Source organism: Arthrobacter sp. SDR-2R (assembly GCF_057747955.1).
Genome location: NZ_CM173231.1, coordinates 4043821 through 4062021, shown reverse-complemented (window position 1 = coordinate 4062021; position 18201 = coordinate 4043821). Strand labels below are relative to the sequence as shown.

Annotated in this window: 15 protein-coding genes and 2 riboswitches; of the genes, 10 read left to right on the top strand and 5 right to left on the bottom strand. The window is 66.2% G+C overall.

Annotation, left to right across the window (positions count from 1 at the left end; genetic code table 11):
* Nucleotides 1–57: 57 nt before the first annotated feature.
* Entirely contained in the window at nt 58–1614 is a 1557-nt protein-coding gene (locus AC3ANU_RS18740; protein ID WP_488315064.1) for an APC family permease, read from the bottom strand.
* A 221-nt stretch (nt 1615–1835) separates the two neighbouring features.
* Here AC3ANU_RS18740 and AC3ANU_RS18735 point away from each other — a divergent pair, with 221 nt between their 5' ends.
* Nucleotides 1836–2315 carry a Dps family protein gene (locus tag AC3ANU_RS18735; protein ID WP_018772030.1) on the top strand — a complete coding sequence of 160 codons (480 nt, stop codon included), beginning with the start codon at nt 1836–1838 and terminating at the stop codon, nt 2313–2315.
* 81 nt (nt 2316–2396) lie between these two features.
* On the opposite strand, the gene AC3ANU_RS18730 is transcribed toward AC3ANU_RS18735, so the two are convergent.
* Nucleotides 2397–3956, bottom strand: a complete 1560-nt coding sequence (locus AC3ANU_RS18730) for an MFS transporter (protein WP_488315063.1) — start codon at nt 3954–3956, stop codon at nt 2397–2399.
* An 85-nt stretch (nt 3957–4041) separates the two neighbouring features.
* On the opposite strand from AC3ANU_RS18730, the gene AC3ANU_RS18725 reads away from it, so the two are divergent.
* The 4 genes from AC3ANU_RS18725 to AC3ANU_RS18710 all read left to right on the top strand — a co-directional run bounded on the left by AC3ANU_RS18725 (nt 4042) and on the right by AC3ANU_RS18710 (nt 10557).
* Complete coding sequence (locus AC3ANU_RS18725; protein WP_142068613.1) at nt 4042–4578, top strand: TetR/AcrR family transcriptional regulator; 537 nt, start codon at nt 4042–4044, stop codon at nt 4576–4578.
* 93 nt (nt 4579–4671) lie between these two features.
* Nucleotides 4672–4769: riboswitch (glycine riboswitch) on the top strand.
* A 26-nt stretch (nt 4770–4795) separates the two neighbouring features.
* Nucleotides 4796–4903: riboswitch (glycine riboswitch) on the top strand.
* Between the two features lie 53 nt (nt 4904–4956).
* Nucleotides 4957–7815, top strand: coding sequence for an aminomethyl-transferring glycine dehydrogenase (gene gcvP, locus AC3ANU_RS18720; protein WP_488315062.1), 2859 nt, complete (start codon nt 4957–4959; stop codon nt 7813–7815).
* An 11-nt stretch (nt 7816–7826) separates the two neighbouring features.
* Nucleotides 7827–8975 (top strand): glycine cleavage system aminomethyltransferase GcvT, encoded by a 1149-nt coding sequence (gene gcvT / locus AC3ANU_RS18715; RefSeq protein ID WP_488315061.1) that lies wholly within the window; start codon nt 7827–7829, stop codon nt 8973–8975.
* 142 nt (nt 8976–9117) lie between these two features.
* Nucleotides 9118–10557 (top strand): L-serine ammonia-lyase, encoded by a 1440-nt coding sequence (locus tag AC3ANU_RS18710; RefSeq protein ID WP_488315060.1) that lies wholly within the window; start codon nt 9118–9120, stop codon nt 10555–10557.
* Between the two features lie 46 nt (nt 10558–10603).
* Here the strand turns inward: AC3ANU_RS18710 and AC3ANU_RS18705 are convergent, their stop codons facing one another.
* On the bottom strand, nt 10604–11149 hold the full coding sequence (locus tag AC3ANU_RS18705) for a TspO/MBR family protein (RefSeq protein WP_056389195.1): 546 nt from the start codon (nt 11147–11149) through the stop codon (nt 10604–10606).
* Between the two features lie 121 nt (nt 11150–11270).
* Between AC3ANU_RS18705 and AC3ANU_RS18700 the strand changes: the two genes are divergently transcribed.
* The 3 genes from AC3ANU_RS18700 to AC3ANU_RS18690 all read left to right on the top strand — a co-directional run bounded on the left by AC3ANU_RS18700 (nt 11271) and on the right by AC3ANU_RS18690 (nt 15375).
* A complete protein-coding gene (locus tag AC3ANU_RS18700; RefSeq protein ID WP_056389176.1) occupies nt 11271–12404 on the top strand; it encodes a lipid II:glycine glycyltransferase FemX in 1134 nt (377 codons plus the stop codon).
* Between the two features lie 132 nt (nt 12405–12536).
* Nucleotides 12537–13853, top strand: coding sequence for a peptidoglycan bridge formation glycyltransferase FemA/FemB family protein (locus AC3ANU_RS18695; protein ID WP_134165655.1), 1317 nt, complete (start codon nt 12537–12539; stop codon nt 13851–13853).
* 34 nt (nt 13854–13887) lie between these two features.
* Entirely contained in the window at nt 13888–15375 is a 1488-nt protein-coding gene (locus AC3ANU_RS18690; RefSeq protein WP_488315059.1) for a threonine/serine exporter family protein, read from the top strand.
* Here AC3ANU_RS18690 and AC3ANU_RS18685 read toward each other — a convergent pair.
* Nucleotides 15372–16211 carry a siderophore-interacting protein gene (locus AC3ANU_RS18685; RefSeq protein WP_488315058.1) on the bottom strand — a complete coding sequence of 280 codons (840 nt, stop codon included), beginning with the start codon at nt 16209–16211 and terminating at the stop codon, nt 15372–15374. The two genes, AC3ANU_RS18690 and AC3ANU_RS18685, sit on opposite strands and share 4 nt — an antisense overlap.
* A 14-nt stretch (nt 16212–16225) precedes the next feature.
* The gene (locus AC3ANU_RS18680; protein WP_488315057.1) at nt 16226–16996 is read right to left on the bottom strand and encodes a uracil-DNA glycosylase; all 771 of its coding nucleotides are present in this window, start codon (nt 16994–16996) and stop codon (nt 16226–16228) included.
* A 140-nt stretch (nt 16997–17136) separates the two neighbouring features.
* On the opposite strand from AC3ANU_RS18680, the gene AC3ANU_RS18675 reads away from it, so the two are divergent.
* Entirely contained in the window at nt 17137–17466 is a 330-nt protein-coding gene (locus AC3ANU_RS18675; protein WP_488315056.1) for a DUF3263 domain-containing protein, read from the top strand.
* Nucleotides 17467–17517: 51 nt separating this feature from the next.
* Nucleotides 17518–18156, top strand: coding sequence for a LytR C-terminal domain-containing protein (locus tag AC3ANU_RS18670; RefSeq protein ID WP_488315055.1), 639 nt, complete (start codon nt 17518–17520; stop codon nt 18154–18156).
* Nucleotides 18157–18201: the final 45 nt, after the last annotated feature.

Here is an 18201-nt window from a genome sequence, read left to right as displayed (position 1 = left end):
CTGATGGGGGCACGGCACCTTTTTCGTTCAGGCAGCGTTGTGGCGGCCTTCAGCGATCTATTCCGGCACTACCAGCGCGGGGGTGTCCCGCTTGAGGGTTTCGCCGCGGAAGAAGCCGGGGTGCGTGCGGGACATGACCAGCATGACGACGGCGCCCAGGGCCAGGATGCCGATGCCCAGGATGAACACCAGGCCCACGCCGAAGACCTCGGAACCACTGCCGAACTCCGGCGCCAGGCTGTCCACGGCGGTCTGGACGAACACCACGAACAGGCCCACGCCGCCCACCACCGGGCATACCAGCCGCAGCAGGAAGTGGCGGGTGCTGTTGAACAGGCTGTGGCGGAAGTACCAGGTGCAGGCCAGCGCGGTGAGGCCGTAGTAGAAGCAGATCATCAGACCCAGGGCCAGGATGGTGTCATTCAGGACGTTTTCGCTGACCACGTGCATCACCGCGTAGAACCCGGCGGACAGGACGCCGGCGGCGATGGTGGCGTAGCCCGGCGTCGCGAACTTCCTGCTGATCCGGCTGAACGGTTCAGGCAGGGCGCCGTAGTGCGCCATGGCCAGCAGGCTTCGGGACGGCGACATGAACGTGGACTGGAGGGAGGCCGCGGAACTGGACAGCACGGCGAGGGACATCAGGATGGCGAAGGGGCCCATGATGGGGGAGGCCAGGGCCGTGAAGATGTTCTCTTGGTTGTCGGCGTTGTTCAGGCCGTTGCCGGTGTCCCCGACGCCGGCGAACATCATGGTGGCGATGCTGACCAGGAGGTAGATGGCCAGGACGATGACGGCGGTCAGGGTGCCGGCCAGTCCGGCCGTCTTCTGGCCGTTCGCTGTTTCCTCGTTGACCGTGAGGCACACATCCCAGCCCCAGTACACGAAGATCGACAGCGAGATGCCGGCGGCAATCTGGCCGAACGTCTCGATCTTCGTGACGTCGAACCAGTCCCAGCTGAACGGGATGGCCGTTTCGGACGTGGACCAGTTGGCGAAGGCCATGGCGACGAACAGCCCCAGGACCAGAAGCTGGAAGCCCACCAGGCCGTACTGCACCACCTTGGTGGTGTGCAGCCCGCGGTAGCTGACCCAAACAGCCAGCGCCACGAACACGAAGCAGGTCAGGACGTTCAGCGCTTTGTTGCCGGCCAGGTCTGCCAGTTCCGGTGAGCCGGTGAGCTGGGACAGGAAGAGGTAGAAGAAGTCGACGGCGACGCCGGCCAGGTTGGACAGCACGATGATGTTGGCGGCCAGCAGGCCCCAGCCGCCCATCCAGCCGACCCAGGGGCCGAAGGCTTTGGTCACCCAGGTGAAGGTTGTGCCGCTGTCCGGGGAGTCGGCGTTGAGCTCCCGGTAGGCGAGCGAGACCAGGATCATGGGGATGAACCCGATCAGGAAGATGACTGGCAACTGGAGTCCGGCTTCATTGACGGTGGGTCCGAGTGCGCTGGTGAGGGTGTAGGCGGGGGCGATGGTTGAAATGCCCAGGACGACGACGGCGAGGAGCCCGAGCTGCCCGCCCTTGAGGCCTTTGGCGCTGACGCCGTCCGCGGACGGGGCGTGGGCGTGCGGACCGGGTTTGGCCGTACTGGTGCGGATTGTCTCTGTCATGGCACCACTTTCTGGAAGGCTGTGAGACGGAGGTCACTATATGAATGGCGTTCATTTAGTATGGGGGTGCCGGACCTGTGATGCAAGACGCAATATGAATCACATTCGTTTATGACTTCCTTTCCAAATTAGTAAGCTCACTGAGAAATTGCCGAAAGCCCTGCCGCCGCTACGTGCTCGGCTGGTAGCGTCGGCCGTATTGGACCACTTGAGGAGGACGCATGAAAGCTTCACCGACACTGACCAACAATCTGCAGGCTGTCCTGGCCGACCTGATCGAACTGCACGTCCAGGGCAAGCAGGCGCACTGGAACATCGTGGGCACCAACTTCCGCGACCTGCACCTGCAGCTTGATGAGATCGTCGACGCTGCCCGCCAGTTCGCCGACGACACAGCCGAACGGATGCGCGCCCTGCATGCACTCCCGGATGGCCGCAGCTCCACCGTTGCCGAAACCACCAGCCTGGCCCAGTTCCCTGAAGGGCTGATCAGCACCACGGATGCCATCGAGCGGATCGTTGCCGCCATGGAAGCCGCCGTGGGCACCATGCGCAAAGTCCATGACGAAGTGGACGAGGAGGATCCCACCTCCGCGGACCTCCTGCACGAGTTCATTGCCCGGCTGGAGCAGTTTGCCTGGATGGTGCAGGCTGAAAACATGAAGCCGACCGCCAAGGTCACAGCCGCCGACTCCAAGTAGCCGGCGGCCACCCGCCTGGACCCTTTGGGCGCCTGGTATCGGAATTGATCCGGTACCAGGCGCCCTTTTTGTTTCGCTTGGTTAGGCCGCTTTCGGCACCTTCCGCAGCACGACGGCGGCGAGGACTGCCGCCGTCGCCATCAGTACCAGCCCAATTGCCGCAGTGATGTGCACGCCGGAATCAAACGCTGACGCCGCAGCGTCCCGGACGGTGTCCGACAGGGAAGCGGGCAGCAGGTTTGCTGCTTCCACTGCGCCGGCAAGTGTTTCCCTCGCGCTGTGCAGGGAGGAGCCGGGCAGCATGCCGTCAAGGCCTGCGGGCAGCCGCAGGTTCTGCTGGTAGGACGCCGTCAGGATGGAGCCCAGTACCGCCGTGCCCAGCAGCGACCCCACCTCGTAGCCGGTCTCGGAGATTGCCGCGGCAGCGCCTGACTTCTCCGGCGGCGCGGACCCGAGGATGAGGTCGTTGGAGATGGTTTCGGCCGTACCCACGCCCAGTGCAAGGACCAGCAGGGCTGCCAGCAGCAGCGAGGGGCCGCCGTCGTGATTCCCGAATGCCACCATGGTGTAGCCGGTGGCACTGAACGCCAACCCCGCAGCCACCACGTATCCCGGGCGGACCTTGCGGACCAGCGGCACCACCACCAGGCCGGCCACCACCGTGGCGGCCAGTGCCGGGATCATGGCAACGCCCGCTGCGGACGGCGTCATTCCCTCGAGGAGTTGGAGGTGCTGGGCGAGGAACAGGATGAAGCCGTTGAAGGAGAACAGGGCAAGGATGTTGGCGCTGATGGCCATGCTGAACACCCTGTTCCGGAACAGGGACATGTCCAGCAGGGGGTGCGCCAGCCGCTGCTGCCGCTGCACGAACACCGCCCCCGTGGCCAGGCCGAAGGCGATGGCGCCCAGACCTGCCGCCCCTGGACCTTCGGTGGCAACTGCCTTGATCCCGTAGACAACGGGCACCATGACCAGCATGGAGAGCAGGATGCTGGGGATGTCCACCTTGCCGGGTGCCGGATCCTTCGATTCCGGGATGAGGGCCGGTCCAAACGCCAGCAGGGGGAGCATGAGGGGGACCGCCACCAGGAAGACGGCACCCCACCAGAAGTGCTCCACCAGCCAGCCGCCGAAGATCGGACCCAGGGCCGCGCCGCCGGAGAATCCGGCGGCCCAGATGGCGACGGCCAGCCTGCGGCGATTGGGCTCGGGGAAAATGTTGCGGATCAGCGACAAGGTGGACGGCATCAGCATGGCGCCGAAGAATCCCAGGGCGGCGCGGCCGGCGATGAGCCATTCCGGCGCGGGTGCAAAAGCCGTCGCAACGGACAGCGCGGCAAAGCCGATGCTGCCAAGGATGAGCAGCCTCCGCCGCCCAATCCGGTCGCCGAGGCTTCCCATTGATACCAGCAGCCCGGCCAGCACCAGGGGGTAGGCGTCAACGATCCACAGCAGCTGCACGCCCGTGGGTTCCAGGGCCCGGGCGATGGCCGGCAGCGCGAACGTCAGTGCGGTGTTGTCCACCGCCACCAGCAGCACGGGAAACATCAGGAGCCCCAGCGCCAGCCAGTCGCGCCACGGAGGACGCATGGAAGTGCTGCTTGCCTGCCCGGTTGCCGAACTCTCGATGGAAGTGGTCATGAGATAACTATACCGTCCGGACGGTATAGTTTAAAAATGCGATGGTTTTCCTTATTCCTGCACGGGGGAGGGCATGATGGAGGGCATGCCCCGAAAGCCTGTTGCCCGTGACGCGGTCCTTGACGCCTTCGAGTCCCTGCTGATTGAAGTGGGTGAGCGGGCGGCCACCCTCGATGCCGTGGCGCGCAAGGCCGGCGTATCCAAAGGCGGCCTCCTCTACCACTTTCCCAACAAGGAAGCCCTGATTGCCGTGTTGCTTGACCGCCTGGAGGGCCTGGCGAGCGAGGATGCCGATGCCATGGCGTCGGCAGCTGAAGGCGCCGCGGCCTACTTCATCCGTTCCTCGGTCTGGGCGGATACCCCTTTGGACCGTGCCATCGTGGCCGCCACCCGGCTTGCAGAGGTGGCCCACGAGGAGACGCGGCGCCGCTTCGCGGCCATCCAGCAGCGCTGGCTGGACGAAATTGCTGCGGATGTGGGACCTGGGCTGGCCAAGGCAGTCCTCTATATGGGGGACGGCCTGTACTTCAACGCCATGCTGTCCGTGGCCCCTGCGCCGGCCGGGGGAGCGGCCGCTGACGTGGAGGAACTCCTGGCCGCGCTGGAACGGCTCCGCAGGTAGCTCCGTCATTTGCCGGGAGGGGTTGCCGCGTAGGACAATAGAAAGTTGTGAGGGCTGTCACCGGCCTTCATGATCCAACAAATGAATAGCCTTTGATCTGCGGCGGGAGAGTTCTGCCGGAAGTACAGGCAGGCGCCGTAGGAGCAAATCCTCCCCAGGAATCTCGCAGGCCCCCGTACCGCCGCGGCGAGGCACCTCTGGAAAGCAGCAGGCAGTCTTATTCTCTTTTGGAGAGGTAGGGACTGTTGTGCTCACCGACGGTGCAAGCGGGTCCTGCCCAGGCAGGGAACGCGGAAACTCTCAGGTCCAATACAGAGCGGGGAGGAACCCGAATAGCTGTGGCGTACCCTTCGCCGCCTGAGTAAATGGAGTTCCTTCGTGTCGGTTACCCCAGCCTCCACCACTTTCGTAGACCGCCATATCGGCGCGCGCCGCCAGGCCGACGTCGACACCATGCTCAAAGCCGTAGGCTACGACTCGGTCGATTCCCTTGTGGACACCGCGGTTCCCAAGGTCATCCGCCAGGACACCGCCCTTCGCCTGCAGGACGCCCTCAGTGAGGTTGAAGTCCTCACGGAACTGCGGAAGCTTGCCGCCAAGAACAAGACGGCGGTGCAGCTGATCGGCCAGGGCTACTACGACACCGTGACTCCGCCGGTGATCCGCCGCAACATCCTGGAATCCCCGGCCTGGTACACCGCCTACACGCCCTACCAGCCGGAGATTTCGCAGGGCCGGCTTGAGGCGCTGCTGAACTTCCAGACCATGGTGCAGGACCTTGTGGGCCTGCCCATCGCCAACGCTTCGCTGCTGGATGAAGCAACGGCGGTGGCCGAGGCCGTGCTGCTGATGCGCCGCGCCAACAAGACCAAGCCCGCGGCAGGCGGCAAGACCGTCCTGGACATCGACGTGCTGCCGCAGACCATCGCCATCGTGCTGGGGCGTGCGGAGGCGCTCGGCTTCGAGGTGGAGGTCGCCGACCTGTCCAAGGGCCTGCCCGAGGGCGACATCAACGGGATCGTGCTGCAGCAGCCCGGGGTCTCCGGCCGCGTGTGGGACCAGTCCGCCGTGATCGCCGCTGCCAAGGACCGGGGCGCGCTGGTCACCGTGGCTGCGGACCTGCTGGCCCTGACACTGATCACCCCTCCGGGCGAGCAGGGCGCGGACATTGCCGTCGGCTCAGCCCAGCGTTTTGGCGTGCCGCTGTTCTTCGGCGGCCCCCATGCCGCCTACATGGCTGTCCGCAAAGGCCTGGAGCGTTCCTTGCCTGGCCGCCTGGTTGGGGTGTCAAAGGACGACGCCGGCACGCCTGCCTACCGGTTGGCACTGCAGACCCGCGAGCAGCACATCCGCCGCGAGAAGGCCACGTCCAACATCTGCACCGCCCAGGCGCTGCTGGCCATCGTTGCGTCCATGTACGCCGTTTACCACGGCCCCGACGGCCTGAAGGCGATTGCCCAAACGGCGCACCGCCACGCCCGTAGCCTGGCGGCCTCGCTTGCGGCCGCCGGCGTCGAGGTGCTGCACACGAGCTTCTTCGACACCCTTACGGTCCGGGTCCCCGGACGGGCTGCTGGCATCATCGCCGACGCCGAGGCGCGGGGCATCAACCTGCGCAGCGTCGACGCCGACACCGTAGGCATCGCCCTCGATGAAACCACGACGGCGGCCATCGTCGCCCAGGTTGCCGACGTCTTTGGCGCCACGGTTGCCGAGGTCCAGGGCGAGGGCCAGGGCTTTGGGCTGGAGGCCGCCGTCGAGCGTTCCTCCGACTACCTGCAGCACCCGGTCTTCAACACGCACCGGTCTGAAACCCAGCTGCTGCGTTACATCCGCAAGCTCTCGGACCGGGACCTGGCGCTGGACCGCACCATGATCCCGCTGGGTTCATGCACCATGAAGCTGAACGCCACGGCCGAGATGGAAGCCATTTCCTGGCCGGAGTTCGCCTCGATCCACCCGTTCGCCCCGGACTCCCAGACCGAAGGCTGGCGCGAACTCATCGCCGGCCTGGAAGCGGACCTCGCCGAGATCACCGGGTATGACCAGGTGTCCATCCAGCCCAACGCGGGCTCGCAGGGCGAGCTCGCCGGGCTGCTCGCGATCCGCGGCTACCACCATTCCCGGGGCGAGCAGCAGCGCAACGTCTGCCTGATCCCGGCCTCGGCGCACGGCACCAACGCCGCCTCCGCCGTGCTCGCGGGCATGAAGGTGGTCGTCGTGGCCACGGCTGCCGACGGCACCATCGACCACGACGACCTGACGGCCAAGATCGAGGCCAACAAGGACGTCCTCTCGGCCATCATGATCACCTACCCCTCCACCCACGGTGTCTACGATGGGGATGTCCGCGAAGTCTGTGACGCTGTGCACGCCGCGGGCGGCCAGGTCTACATCGACGGCGCCAACCTCAACGCCCTGGTAGGGCTGGCCCAGCCGGGCCAGTTCGGCGGGGACGTGTCCCACCTGAACCTGCACAAGACCTTCTGCATCCCGCACGGCGGCGGGGGACCCGGCGTCGGGCCCGTTGCCGCCAAGGCGCACCTGGCACCGTTCATGCCGGGCGACGCGAACAAGGCGGCGCACGAAGCCGGGCACGGTGTGGCGATCTCGGCGTCCCGGTTCGGTTCGGCCGGCGTCCTGCCGATTTCCTGGGCCTACGTGAAGCTGATGGGCGGTGAGGGCCTGACCGAGGCCACCAAGTCCGCGCTGCTGGCGGCCAACTACGTCGCGTCCCGCCTGAACGAATACTTCCCGGTCCTCTACACCGGTGAAGGCGGGCTGGTGGCGCACGAGTGCATCCTGGACCTGCGCGAACTCACGGCGAAGACGGGAGTCACGGCCGAGGACGTGGCCAAGCGGCTGATCGACTTCGGTTTCCACGCCCCCACCCTTTCGTTCCCTGTCGCGGGCACGCTGATGGTGGAGCCCACCGAGTCAGAGGACCTGGCCGAGATCGACCGCTTCATCGAGGCCATGATCAGCATCCGCAAGGAAATCGACCAGGTGGCCAACGGCGACTTTGCTGTAGCGGATTCACCCCTGCGCCGCGCACCCCACACGGCGGCCGCCGTCGTCAGCTCTGACTGGGACCGCGCCTACCCGCGGGAGCAGGCGGCGTTCCCTGCCCACCACAAGCAGGACAAGTACTTCCCGCCCGTGGGACGCATCGACGGCGCCGCAGGTGACAGGAACCTCATCTGCTCCTGCCCGCCGCTGGAAGACTTCGAAAACTGAGGACCGGCGCCATGACCGAGAAATACACCGCGCTTTACGACGAGCACAAGAAGCTTGGAGCTTCCTTCACGGACTTCGGCGGGTGGCAGATGCCGCTGAAGTACAGCTCGGAGCTTGCTGAACACCACGCCGTCCGCAAGGCTGCCGGCCTGTTCGACCTTTCCCACATGGGCGAGGTCTGGGTGACCGGCCCGGATGCCGCAGCCTTCCTGGACTACGCCCTGGTGGGAAAGATCTCCGCCATGGCCGTGGGCAAGGCCAAGTACTCGCTGATCTGCAACGAGGACGGCGGCATCATCGACGACCTCATCACCTACCGACGCCCTGCCGCGCAGGACGGCGCCGACGTCTTCCTGGTGGTCCCCAACGCGGGCAATGCCACCGTGGTGGCCGCTGCCCTGCAGGAACGGGCCGCCGGGTTCGATGTTGTAGTGGAGGATGCCTCAGCCCGCACGTCGCTGATCGCCGTCCAGGGCCCCAAGGCCCAGGAACTCCTGCTGCGCCTGGTCCCGGCCGCGCAGCACGCACTGGTCACTGAGCTGAAGTACTACGCCGCTGTCAGCGTGCCGCTCCTGGTAGGCGGCGCCGGAAAGGAACTCCTGCTTGCCCGCACCGGGTACACGGGTGAGGACGGGTTCGAAATCTTCGTGGGCAACGACGATGCCCCCGCGCTGTGGCAGTCACTGATCGCCGTCGCCGACGACAGGGAACTGACCCCGGCAGGCCTCGCCTCCCGTGACTCCCTGCGCCTCGAAGCGGGAATGCCCCTGTACGGCAACGAACTGTCGCTGCAGGGCGACCCGTTCGCCGCCGGCCTCGGCCCCGTCGTCGCGCTTTCCAAGGAAGGCGACTTCGTCGGCAAAGCCGCCCTGGCCGCCAAAAAGGAAGCCGGAGCCGGCAGCACCTCCGGCCGCCGCCTCGTGGGGCTCAAAGGCCAGGGCCGCCGCGCCGGACGCGCGCACTACCCCGTCCTCAAGGACGGCGCCACGGTTGGCGAAGTCACCTCCGGCCAGCCGTCGCCCACCCTTGGCTACCCCATCGCCATGGCCTACGTCGACGTCGAATACTCGGCACCCGGCACCGCCCTCGACGTGGACCTCCGTGGCAAGGCGGAGCCATTCGAAGTCGTCGACCTCCCGTTCTACAAACGCCAAAAGTAAGCCCTGTACCGCACCGTGGCCGGCTTCGGGTCCGGCTCTGCCGGCCCCTGGTGCGCATGGACCGGTGTGTCGAGGCTGACAGGACGTACAGGAAGTGGGTTGAGCGGCAACCGAACCAGATTTAGTTAGGAAATACCCCGTTATGGCTGTTGGAGTCTTTGACCTGTTTTCGATCGGGATTGGGCCTTCGTCTTCGCATACTGTGGGGCCGATGCGGGCTGCTGCGGTGTTCGCTGAGGAGCTCAAGGGCCTGGGTGTCCTGGGTGATGTGGCGGGGTTGCGGGTTGATTTGTATGGGTCGTTGGCGGCGACGGGTCATGGGCATGGGACGATGACCGCCGTTTTGTTGGGGTTGGAGGGGTTCCATCCGGAGTTGATCCTGCCCGCCGAGGTGGAGGAGCGGCTGGCCTCGATCGCGGAGACCGGGGTGCTGAACCTGGCCGGTGCTGTGGCCTTGCCGTACGGGGTGAAGGACATGGTGCTGCGGCCGTTGACGGTGTTGCCGCGGCACACGAACGGGATGACGTTCACGGTCACTGATGCGGCCGGGGAGGTGCTGCATTCGGCGACGTTTTTCTCGGTGGGTGGCGGGTTCATCGTCCGGGAGGGCGAGGAGGACGCGGCGCAGCAGGAACTGGACGCGTCCAAACAGGAACTGCCGCTGCCGTTCCGGACCGCGGCGGAGCTGCTGGGGCACTGCGCGGTGACCGGGTTGGGCATCGCCGATGTGATGCTCGTGAACGAAAAAGTCTCCCGGGACGAGGAGCAGATCCGGGCGGGGCTGCTGCAGATCTGGTCGGTGATGGAGGGCTGCGTGGCCGCCTCGTTGAGGCGGGAAGGGGTGCTGCCGGGCGGGTTGAAGGTCCGCCGCCGCGCCCCTGACTGGTACGACCGGTTGAAGAAGGAATCCGCGGGCGGCCCGGTCGAGGAGACGGATGCGGCGTGGGACGCGGGCCCGTTCGATGCCAGGTATTGGCAGGAGTGGGTTAATTTGGTGGCGTTGGCGGTGAACGAGGAGAACGCCTCCGGCGGGCGGGTGGTCACCGCCCCGACGAACGGGGCGGCCGGGATCATCCCCGCGGTGCTGTTCTACGCCCTGCATTTCGCCCCGGGCATGGACAAGGCCACCCAGGAGGACCGGGACGCGGTGGTGGTGCGGTTCCTGCTGGCCGCGGGCGCGGTGGGGGTGCTGTACAAGGAACAGGCCTCGATCTCCGGGGCCGAGGTCGGCTGCCAGGGCGAGGTGGGGTCGGCGTCCTCGATGGCGGCCGCGGGCCTGGCCGAGGTCATGGGCGGGACCCCGGCGCAGGTGGAGAACGCCGCGGAAATCGCGATGGAACACAACCTGGGCCTGACCTGCGACCCGATCGGCGGGCTGGTCCAGGTCCCCTGCATCGAACGGAACGCGATCGCGGCCGCGAAAGCGATCAACGCCGCGAAAATGGCGCTCTGGGGCGACGGCACCCACCGCGTGTCCCTGGACGAAGTCATCATCACCATGCGCGAAACCGGCAAGGACATGTCCTCCAAATACAAAGAAACCGCCATGGGCGGCCTCGCCGTCAACGTCGTCGAATGCTGATCCCCACCTGGCAACGCGACGCCACAGGCCACGCGGAGACCATCGCTTAGTTATGCGCCGCGGCCCACCAGTTCAGGCTGGCCGCAAACACCAGCCATGACACGTAGGGCAGCAGGAGCAGCCCGGCCGTGCGGCTGATGGGACCAAAATACACAACGGTTACTGCGACGGCGGCGATCAGGGCAAGGATGATGGCCAGCCCCAGCCACAGGGCCGGCGTGCCAAGGGCGGGGTAAAGGGCGAAAAACGCGGGGGTCCAGGCAAGATTGAGGACCAGCTGGACGGCGTAGGCGGCCATTGCCGGACGCGTCCTGCTGGTCCGCCGGCGCCAGACCAGCCACGCTGCGACAGCCATTGCCGCATAGAGGACGGTCCAGACGGGACCAAACACGCCGTTGGGCGGGGACCAGGGCGCCTTGTCTGCGGTGGCGTACCAGCCGGAGACATTGGCCGCCGAGGCCAGGCCGCCCAGCGCCGCCACCAACAGTGACGCCACCAGGAATCCGATAAGCGCGGCCACCTGCACCCCGGCGCTGTAGGGCTGTCCGTCGCTCCCCGTGCGGGCTGTAGTCTCTTCCCCATCCGGCCTCATGCCTACACCCTTGTTGACCGCCAACAGCGACGTCAAGCGGGCATTCTGAACGCGGATGCCGCCCGTGCACCGCCGGTCGGCGAAAAGCCGGAAGCACATCAGGCTTTAGACTTGAGGCTGCATGTCCGCACGCACCCAGAACTACCGAAACCGCGCACAGACCCGATTGGACAAGGCCCCCTTGCGACAATTCACCGCACGTTTTGCCACCGCCGAGGAAATTGAAAACTGGGACAAGCACGTCACGGCCAATCCGAACGGCGGCAATATGCTGCAGTCCGCCGCCTATGCATCGGTCAAGAACGGAAGCGGCTGGAAAGTCCGGTTCCTGGTGCTGGAAAGCCCCGGAAACTCCAGCTACAACCTGGTGCTGGAGAAGAGCTTCCCCGTCCTGGGACGGTTGTGGTACCTGATCAAGGGCCCCGACCTGGCCGATGCAGCGGACCTCGGCCCCGTCCTTGAATCCGTTGCCGCGTTTGTCCGCGGCAGGAAGCTGAATGTCTTCACCATCAAAGTGGAACCGGACATTATCGACTCCGACGAGGTGCAGAAGGAACTGCGCGCGGCCAACCTGGTGAAAGCGCCCAATATCCAGTCCAACGACTCCACCGCCCTGCTGGATATCTCCGGCTCCGAAGAGGCAGTATTCAAAGCCATCTCCTCGCGCGCCCGCAATGCCATCCGGCGTGCCGAACGCGAAGGCTGCCAGGTGGTCCGGCAGGAACCCGGACCTGAAACCTACCGCGCCCTGTACGACCTGATGGTCAACACCGTCAGCGCCAAGGGATCCATGCCCCTGCGCAGCTACGATTACTACGCACAGTTCTGGGATGAGTTCAGCAACCGCGGCCAGGGCAACTTCTTCTTCACCTACGAGGACGGAAAGCCCAGCGTGGGCGCATTCGTCATCAACTACGGTGCCAAGGCAACCTACAAGGACGGCGGTTCCACCCAGAACCGCAAACAGTACGGTGACTCGCACCTGGTCCAGTGGGCGGCCATCCGCCGGATGCAGGAACTCGGCTGCACCGAGTACGACTTCTGCGGCACGCCTCCAGCTGCGCGCATCAAGGACAAGACCCACAACCTTTACGGAATGGGCATGTTCAAGACCAGCTTCACCAAGACAGTGACCGACTTCGTGGGCTGCCACGACTACGTCCTGTCCCCGCTGCGGCACCGGCTTTGGGTCAAAGGCGGCGAAAAGATCTTCCGCCGGATTGAAACCGCACGGACCGGCCAGCAGTTCTACTAACCTGCAGCCGCCAGACCCGCAAAGCTCCCGCGACCCCCGCCGGACCAGCACGCCCGCGTGCCGGCCGCCCCGAACACCGCCCGCCCATCGCGCGCCCACCAGGCCGCGAAGAGTCCAGAAGAAGGTCACCCCTTGAATCCAGTTTCCGCCGCTACCGGGCTTGAATACGCCAACCTCAGCGACGCCGACTTTGAGGCCTTCGCCCTGAAGCACCCGCAGAACAGTTTCCTGCAGTCCATTGATTTTGCCCGTTTCCAGCGAGCACGCGGCCAGCAGGTGGAACTCTTCGGGGTCCGGCGCAACGGGGAACTCGTGGCGGCAGGAAAGCTCAACTACACCACAAACCGCCTCGGCTACACCGTCTGTGAATGCGCCAAGGGCCCCCTTATGGACTACACGGACCGGAACCTGGTGGGCGCCGTCGTCGAGCTTCTCCGCAAGCACGCGGCAGGCCGCAAAGCCGCTGAACTGCGGATCTCGCCGAACGTCAGGTACATCGCCCGGGACGCCGACGGCGCCGAGCACCCCGACGTCGAGGACAACCGGCCCCTGGTGGCCGACCTGGAACGGCTGGGGTTCGAGCACCAGGGCCTGGACATGAACTTCGTCAACGTCAACTGGATGTTCATCAAGAACCTGGTGGGCATCCAGGACGCCGAAGAACTGATCATGAGCACCAGCTACCGGACGCGCAAAGCCATCCGCAAAGCGGAAAAGAACGGCGTCTTCCTGGAACAGGCCACCCTGGACACCCTGGACGACTTCTACGGGGCCCTGAGCCGGGCCGGTGACGAAAAAGGATTCGTCTACCGCGAACGCGCCTACTACGAACACCTGCTCCGGACCACCACCCCGGAATTCACCAAGCTGATGATGGCGAAGATCGACATCCCGGCCTACCGGAAATCCATCACTGAGCGCCTGGCAACGGAGTCAGCCACCGCAGCAGATCTCCGCCGTGAGGTGGAGGAGACCGGCAGCAAAAAGAAGGCCAACCGGCTCAAAGTGGTACAGGACCTGGTGGACAGCTACGAGCGGAGCCTGAAGGACATCGAAAGGTTCCCCGACTCCGTGGGGACGGCCACCGTGGCAGCCATCCACTTCGTTTGCTACGGCGATGAGGTGGTGTGCGTCATCGGCGGCACCGTCCAGGACTACATCTACTTCAACGGCGCAACCTCCCTGTACTGGGGAATGATGCTGCATGCCCTCGAGAAGGGATACCCGCGGTACAACTTCTACGGCACCTTCGGCATCTCCGGCCAGGACGAGGAAGGCCACGGCGGCTACGAATTCAAGAAGGGCTTTGGCGGTGAAGTGGTCCAGCTGGTGGGAGACTTCGTCGTGCCGGTGCGGCCCGCCGTCTTCCATGCCAACAGGCTCGCCAGGTCCGCTGCGGCCGCCGCCCGCACGCTGCTGGGCAAGTTGCCGCTGAAGCGTGCAGCCTGACCGTCCATAAACCGCGTACAGGGAGGAAGCGGGCATGACCGAACGGCACGAACGGCCAGGGCACAGGCCAAAGACTGACGGCCTGCCCAAGACTGAACCGCTGACCCCTGCGCAGCTTCGGCAGGACGCTGCCGCCAAGAGGATGCTGCGCCGCCTGGTGCAGGGCGAGAATCCACCAACCGCCCCGTTGAGCATCGTGGACCGGCTGGCGGGGAGTCCCTACGCCAACCCCACCATCCAGGTGGGTGGCGTGGACACCTCCGCCCGGAAGACCCTGGATTTCGCCCTGCACCTGGCCGAGACCATGTTCCGGTATGGCGCCGGCGCCCTGGAAGTGGAAACCAGCATCATTGCCGTCACCGCGGCCCTGGGGCTGAAAAACATCGAGGTGGACATCACCAACCAGTCCGTGGGTATCAACTACGCACCCAAGGACCAGACGCCGATCGCCCTGCTGCGCGTGGTGCGCTCCTGGACCAACAACTATGCGGGCCTGGCCAAGGTGCACCAACTGGTCACGGACATCGTGGCCGGCGGCGTGGGCCGGGATGAGGCGATCCGCCGGCTGAACGAGGCCATCACCAGCCCGAAACCCTATCCGCGCTGGATGGTCACGGCCGCCTTCGGCATCTTCGCCGCCGTGTTCGTTGGCGTGCTGGGCGGCGGTCCGGTGTCCTCGGCAGTTGCGTTCGTGGCCAATATCGGCATCAGCCTGCTGGCCCGGCAGCTGGGACGCTGGCGCGTACCGGACTTCTTCATCACCGCCAGCTGCTCTTTCGTGGTCACCATGCTGGCGCTGCTGCTCTGGCAGTTCGGGCTCACCGCATCGCCGTCCATCGTGGTGGTGGGCGGCATCCTGCTGCTCCTTCCCACCGGGCGCCTGGTGTCCTCCGTGCAGGATGCCATCAACGGCTTCCCGGTGACGGCGGCCGGACGGTTCCTGTCCACGCTGCTGACGTTCGGCGCCATCGTGGCAGGGATCGCTGTTGCCTTCGTGGTGGGGGAGCTGACCGGGCTGCAGCGCATCGACGTTACCCAGACCTTCCCGCCCGCCTACGATCTGTGGGTCCTCATCATCTTCGTAGCCGCCGCCGTGATGGCCATCGGCATTACGGAACAGACCACCTGGAAGCTCCTGCTGCCAACCGCAGCCGTAGGCGTGGCGGGCTACCTGGTGCTGCTGGGCTGCGGCCTGCTGGGCATCGGGGACCGTTTCGCCCCTGCCATGGCCGCCGTCGTCATTGGCCTGCTGGCACGGGTGGTGGCGCTGCGGATGGGTGCGCCGCAGCTGGTGGTGGCAGTTCCCGCAGCCCTGATCCTGCTGCCCGGCCTCACGATATTCCGGTCCATGTACGTCCTCACCGTTGAGGAGTCCGAGATCGTGGCCGGCGCCGGAGGAATGCTCAGCGCCGGTGCCATCGTGCTGGGAACGGCCGGCGGCATCGTCCTGGGCGACGTGCTGGCCCGGCCCCTGACCCGCAGCCTGGCAAGCAACGAGCGGCGCCGGGCGCGCCGCCGCTAGATCTGGCCGACCGGGAGCTTTTTCTCGGCCTGGAACACGTCCTCCACGCGGCCCTGCGCCCAGTAACCGGAGAGGGACACCTGCCGGCGATCCAGGCCGCGCTGCTTGAAGAAGATTTCGCGGAGGGCCTTCATATAGCCGCGTTCGCCATGTGCAAACACATCCACGGTGCCGGTGGGCCATTCGGCCTCCGCCACCGCCCTGACAAGCAGGTCGCTGGCACCTGCCGGTGTGCCGTTGCGGGCCAGCCAGGTAATCTCCAGCCCGGGAGGGGCGGAAACAGGCTGGATGTCGGCCTCGGAACCTACCTCCAGGAAGGCAAGCCCGGTTGCCTCCGCGGGCAGGGCCTCGATGCATGCGGCGATGGCAGGAAGCGCTGCCTCATCACCGGCGAACAGGTACCAGTCGGCCTCGGGGTTGGGGTTGTAGGCGCCGCCGGGTCCGGTGAAGGTCAGTGTCTCGCCCGGCTGTGCCCCTGCCGCCCATGGACCCGCCAGGCCCTCGTCGCCGTGGACCACGAAGTCGATGGCGAGTTCGCTCGCCTCCGGATCCACCCAGCGCAGCGTATAGGTGCGGGTGAACGGCCACTGCTCGCGCGGCATGGTTTCCCGGACGGCCCACAGGTCCAGCGGGGAGGGGTAGTCAACCCCGGGCTGCGGGAAAACGATCTTCACGTACCGGTCCACGAAGCCGTTGTTGGCGAAGTCGCTGAAGCCCTCCCCGCCGGCCACGATCCGGACCATGTGCGGGGACAGCTGTTCCTTGCGCAGCACGGTCAGGGTGACCTGGGGGCGGCTCTTCTTCGTGGCGCTGGTGGCGGCGGGGACGGTGCTCATAAGGCAAGCCTAAGCTAGGGCGACGGCGGGAGTTCCCAGGTTACGGCCGTTGCACCCTGTTCGCGCAACAGTTGGTTCACCCGGCTGAATGGCCTGGAGCCAAAGAACCCGCGGGAGGCGGACAGCGGGCTGGGGTGCGGGCTGATGACGGCGGGGGCGCCTGCCAGCAGCGGCTGGAGGCCCTCCGCCTCCTTGCCCCACAACACCGCCACCAAAGGCATCCTGGACCCATCCGCGGCCCGGCGGCATGCCAGGGCGGTGACGGCCGCCGTCGTAATGTCCTCCCAGCCTTTGCCCCGGTGGGACCCAGCAGATCCTGCCCTGACCGTGAGTACCCGGTTCAGGAGCAGCACGCCCTGCTCCGTCCATGCCGACAGGTCGCCATGGACGCGCGGCGGAATGCCGAGGTCCGATTCGAGTTCGCGGTAGATGTTCACCAGGCTGCGGGGGAGGGGGCGCGTGCGGGCATCGACGGAAAACGACAGCCCGACTGCGTGCTCCGCGGTGGGGTAGGGGTCCTGGCCCACGATGAGGACCTTGACGCCGGCGAGCGGCTGGCGGAAGGCGCGCAGGACGTTCGACGGCGGCGGCAGGAGTTGGTGCCCGGCCGCCTCTTCGGCAGCCAGGAAGGCCAGGACCGACCGGAGCTTGCCCTCCACTCCCTGCAGGGCCGCGGCCCAGTCCGGCGCCATGAGCTCCGCCAGGGGCAGGTCAGCCAGGTCAGCGAAGCGGGTGCCGTCCGCCGGGTCCTGCTGCAGCTCGAACAGCGCATCCGATTCAAACATCGTTCCATTCTTGCAGGCCATCGGGGGACGCCCGCCCGCGGCACCGGGCCGGTGCAGGCGCGGGGCGCGAATGACACCGGTGTTATTCGACCGGTAGCATGGGGGTAAGACATTTACCGTAACCAGCGAAGGAGTGTGCCGTGGCGGAACCGGCCCGGGAACACCTGCCGGAGCAGGATCCACGGAAGTCCCTTTTGGCGGATTTCACCCTCCGTGAGTCCTCCCTCTCCGAGCCCGAACAGCAGATGCTGGCCCTGGAACGGCAATGGTGGAAGTACGCAGGGGCCAAGGAGCAGGCCATCCGCGACCTCTTTGACCTCTCCGCGACCCATTACTACCAGCTCCTGAACGCACTGATCGACCGCGAGGATGCGCTGGCACACGATCCCATGCTGGTGAAGAGATTGCGTAGACTACGTACGTCGCGCCACCGTGCGCGCACTGCCCGGCGCCTGGGATCCGACGCTTAACAACCCCCAGGCCGGGACAACAGCCGCAATCAACAAGGATGTCCTTCCACCATGACCAGATACGCCCGCGATGAATTCGACAAGGTCCCGGAGGCCGCGTCGCGACAAGGTGTCCACCGGACGGCCTCGGCCCCGTCCCGGGTGCGGCTGTGGCCCATCCTGGTAGTGGGGATGGCGGCCCTTGCCATAGGGCTGGTGTCCTTCCTGATCCTTCCCAAGCTGGGATTCAGCGCCACCGCGAGCCAGGCATCGGCGAGCGTGGAGTCAGCTCCGCTGGCCGGAACCGGAACCACCCCATCGGCCACGCAGGCATCCGCGCCTCCTGCTTCGCCGTCTCCGTCTGCTTCGTCTGAACCAACCCAAAGCAGTGACCCGGAGCCCCAGGCCACACCTTCCGCCACCCGGGAGGCAGCCGTCGACAGGACGCAGGCAGTGGCGGTTTACAACGCGGCAGGCACGGCAGGGCTGGCCAGCCGGGTGGCCGGAACCGTCCAGGCGGACGGATGGCGCCTCGGCCAGGTAGGCAACTGGTCCGGCGCCCCGCAGAAATCCTCCGTGATCTTCTACTCCGGCCCCCAGCAACTGGCAAACGCACAGGCGCTTGCCGGGCTGCTCAACATCCCCACCGTGGTGAACAGCACCGAATTCCAGGTGCGGCTCGTGGTGGTGCTTGGCCCCGGATACCGCTAGCCGCACCCGCTCCGCCCACGGCTGCATAACCCCAACGGAAAGAGT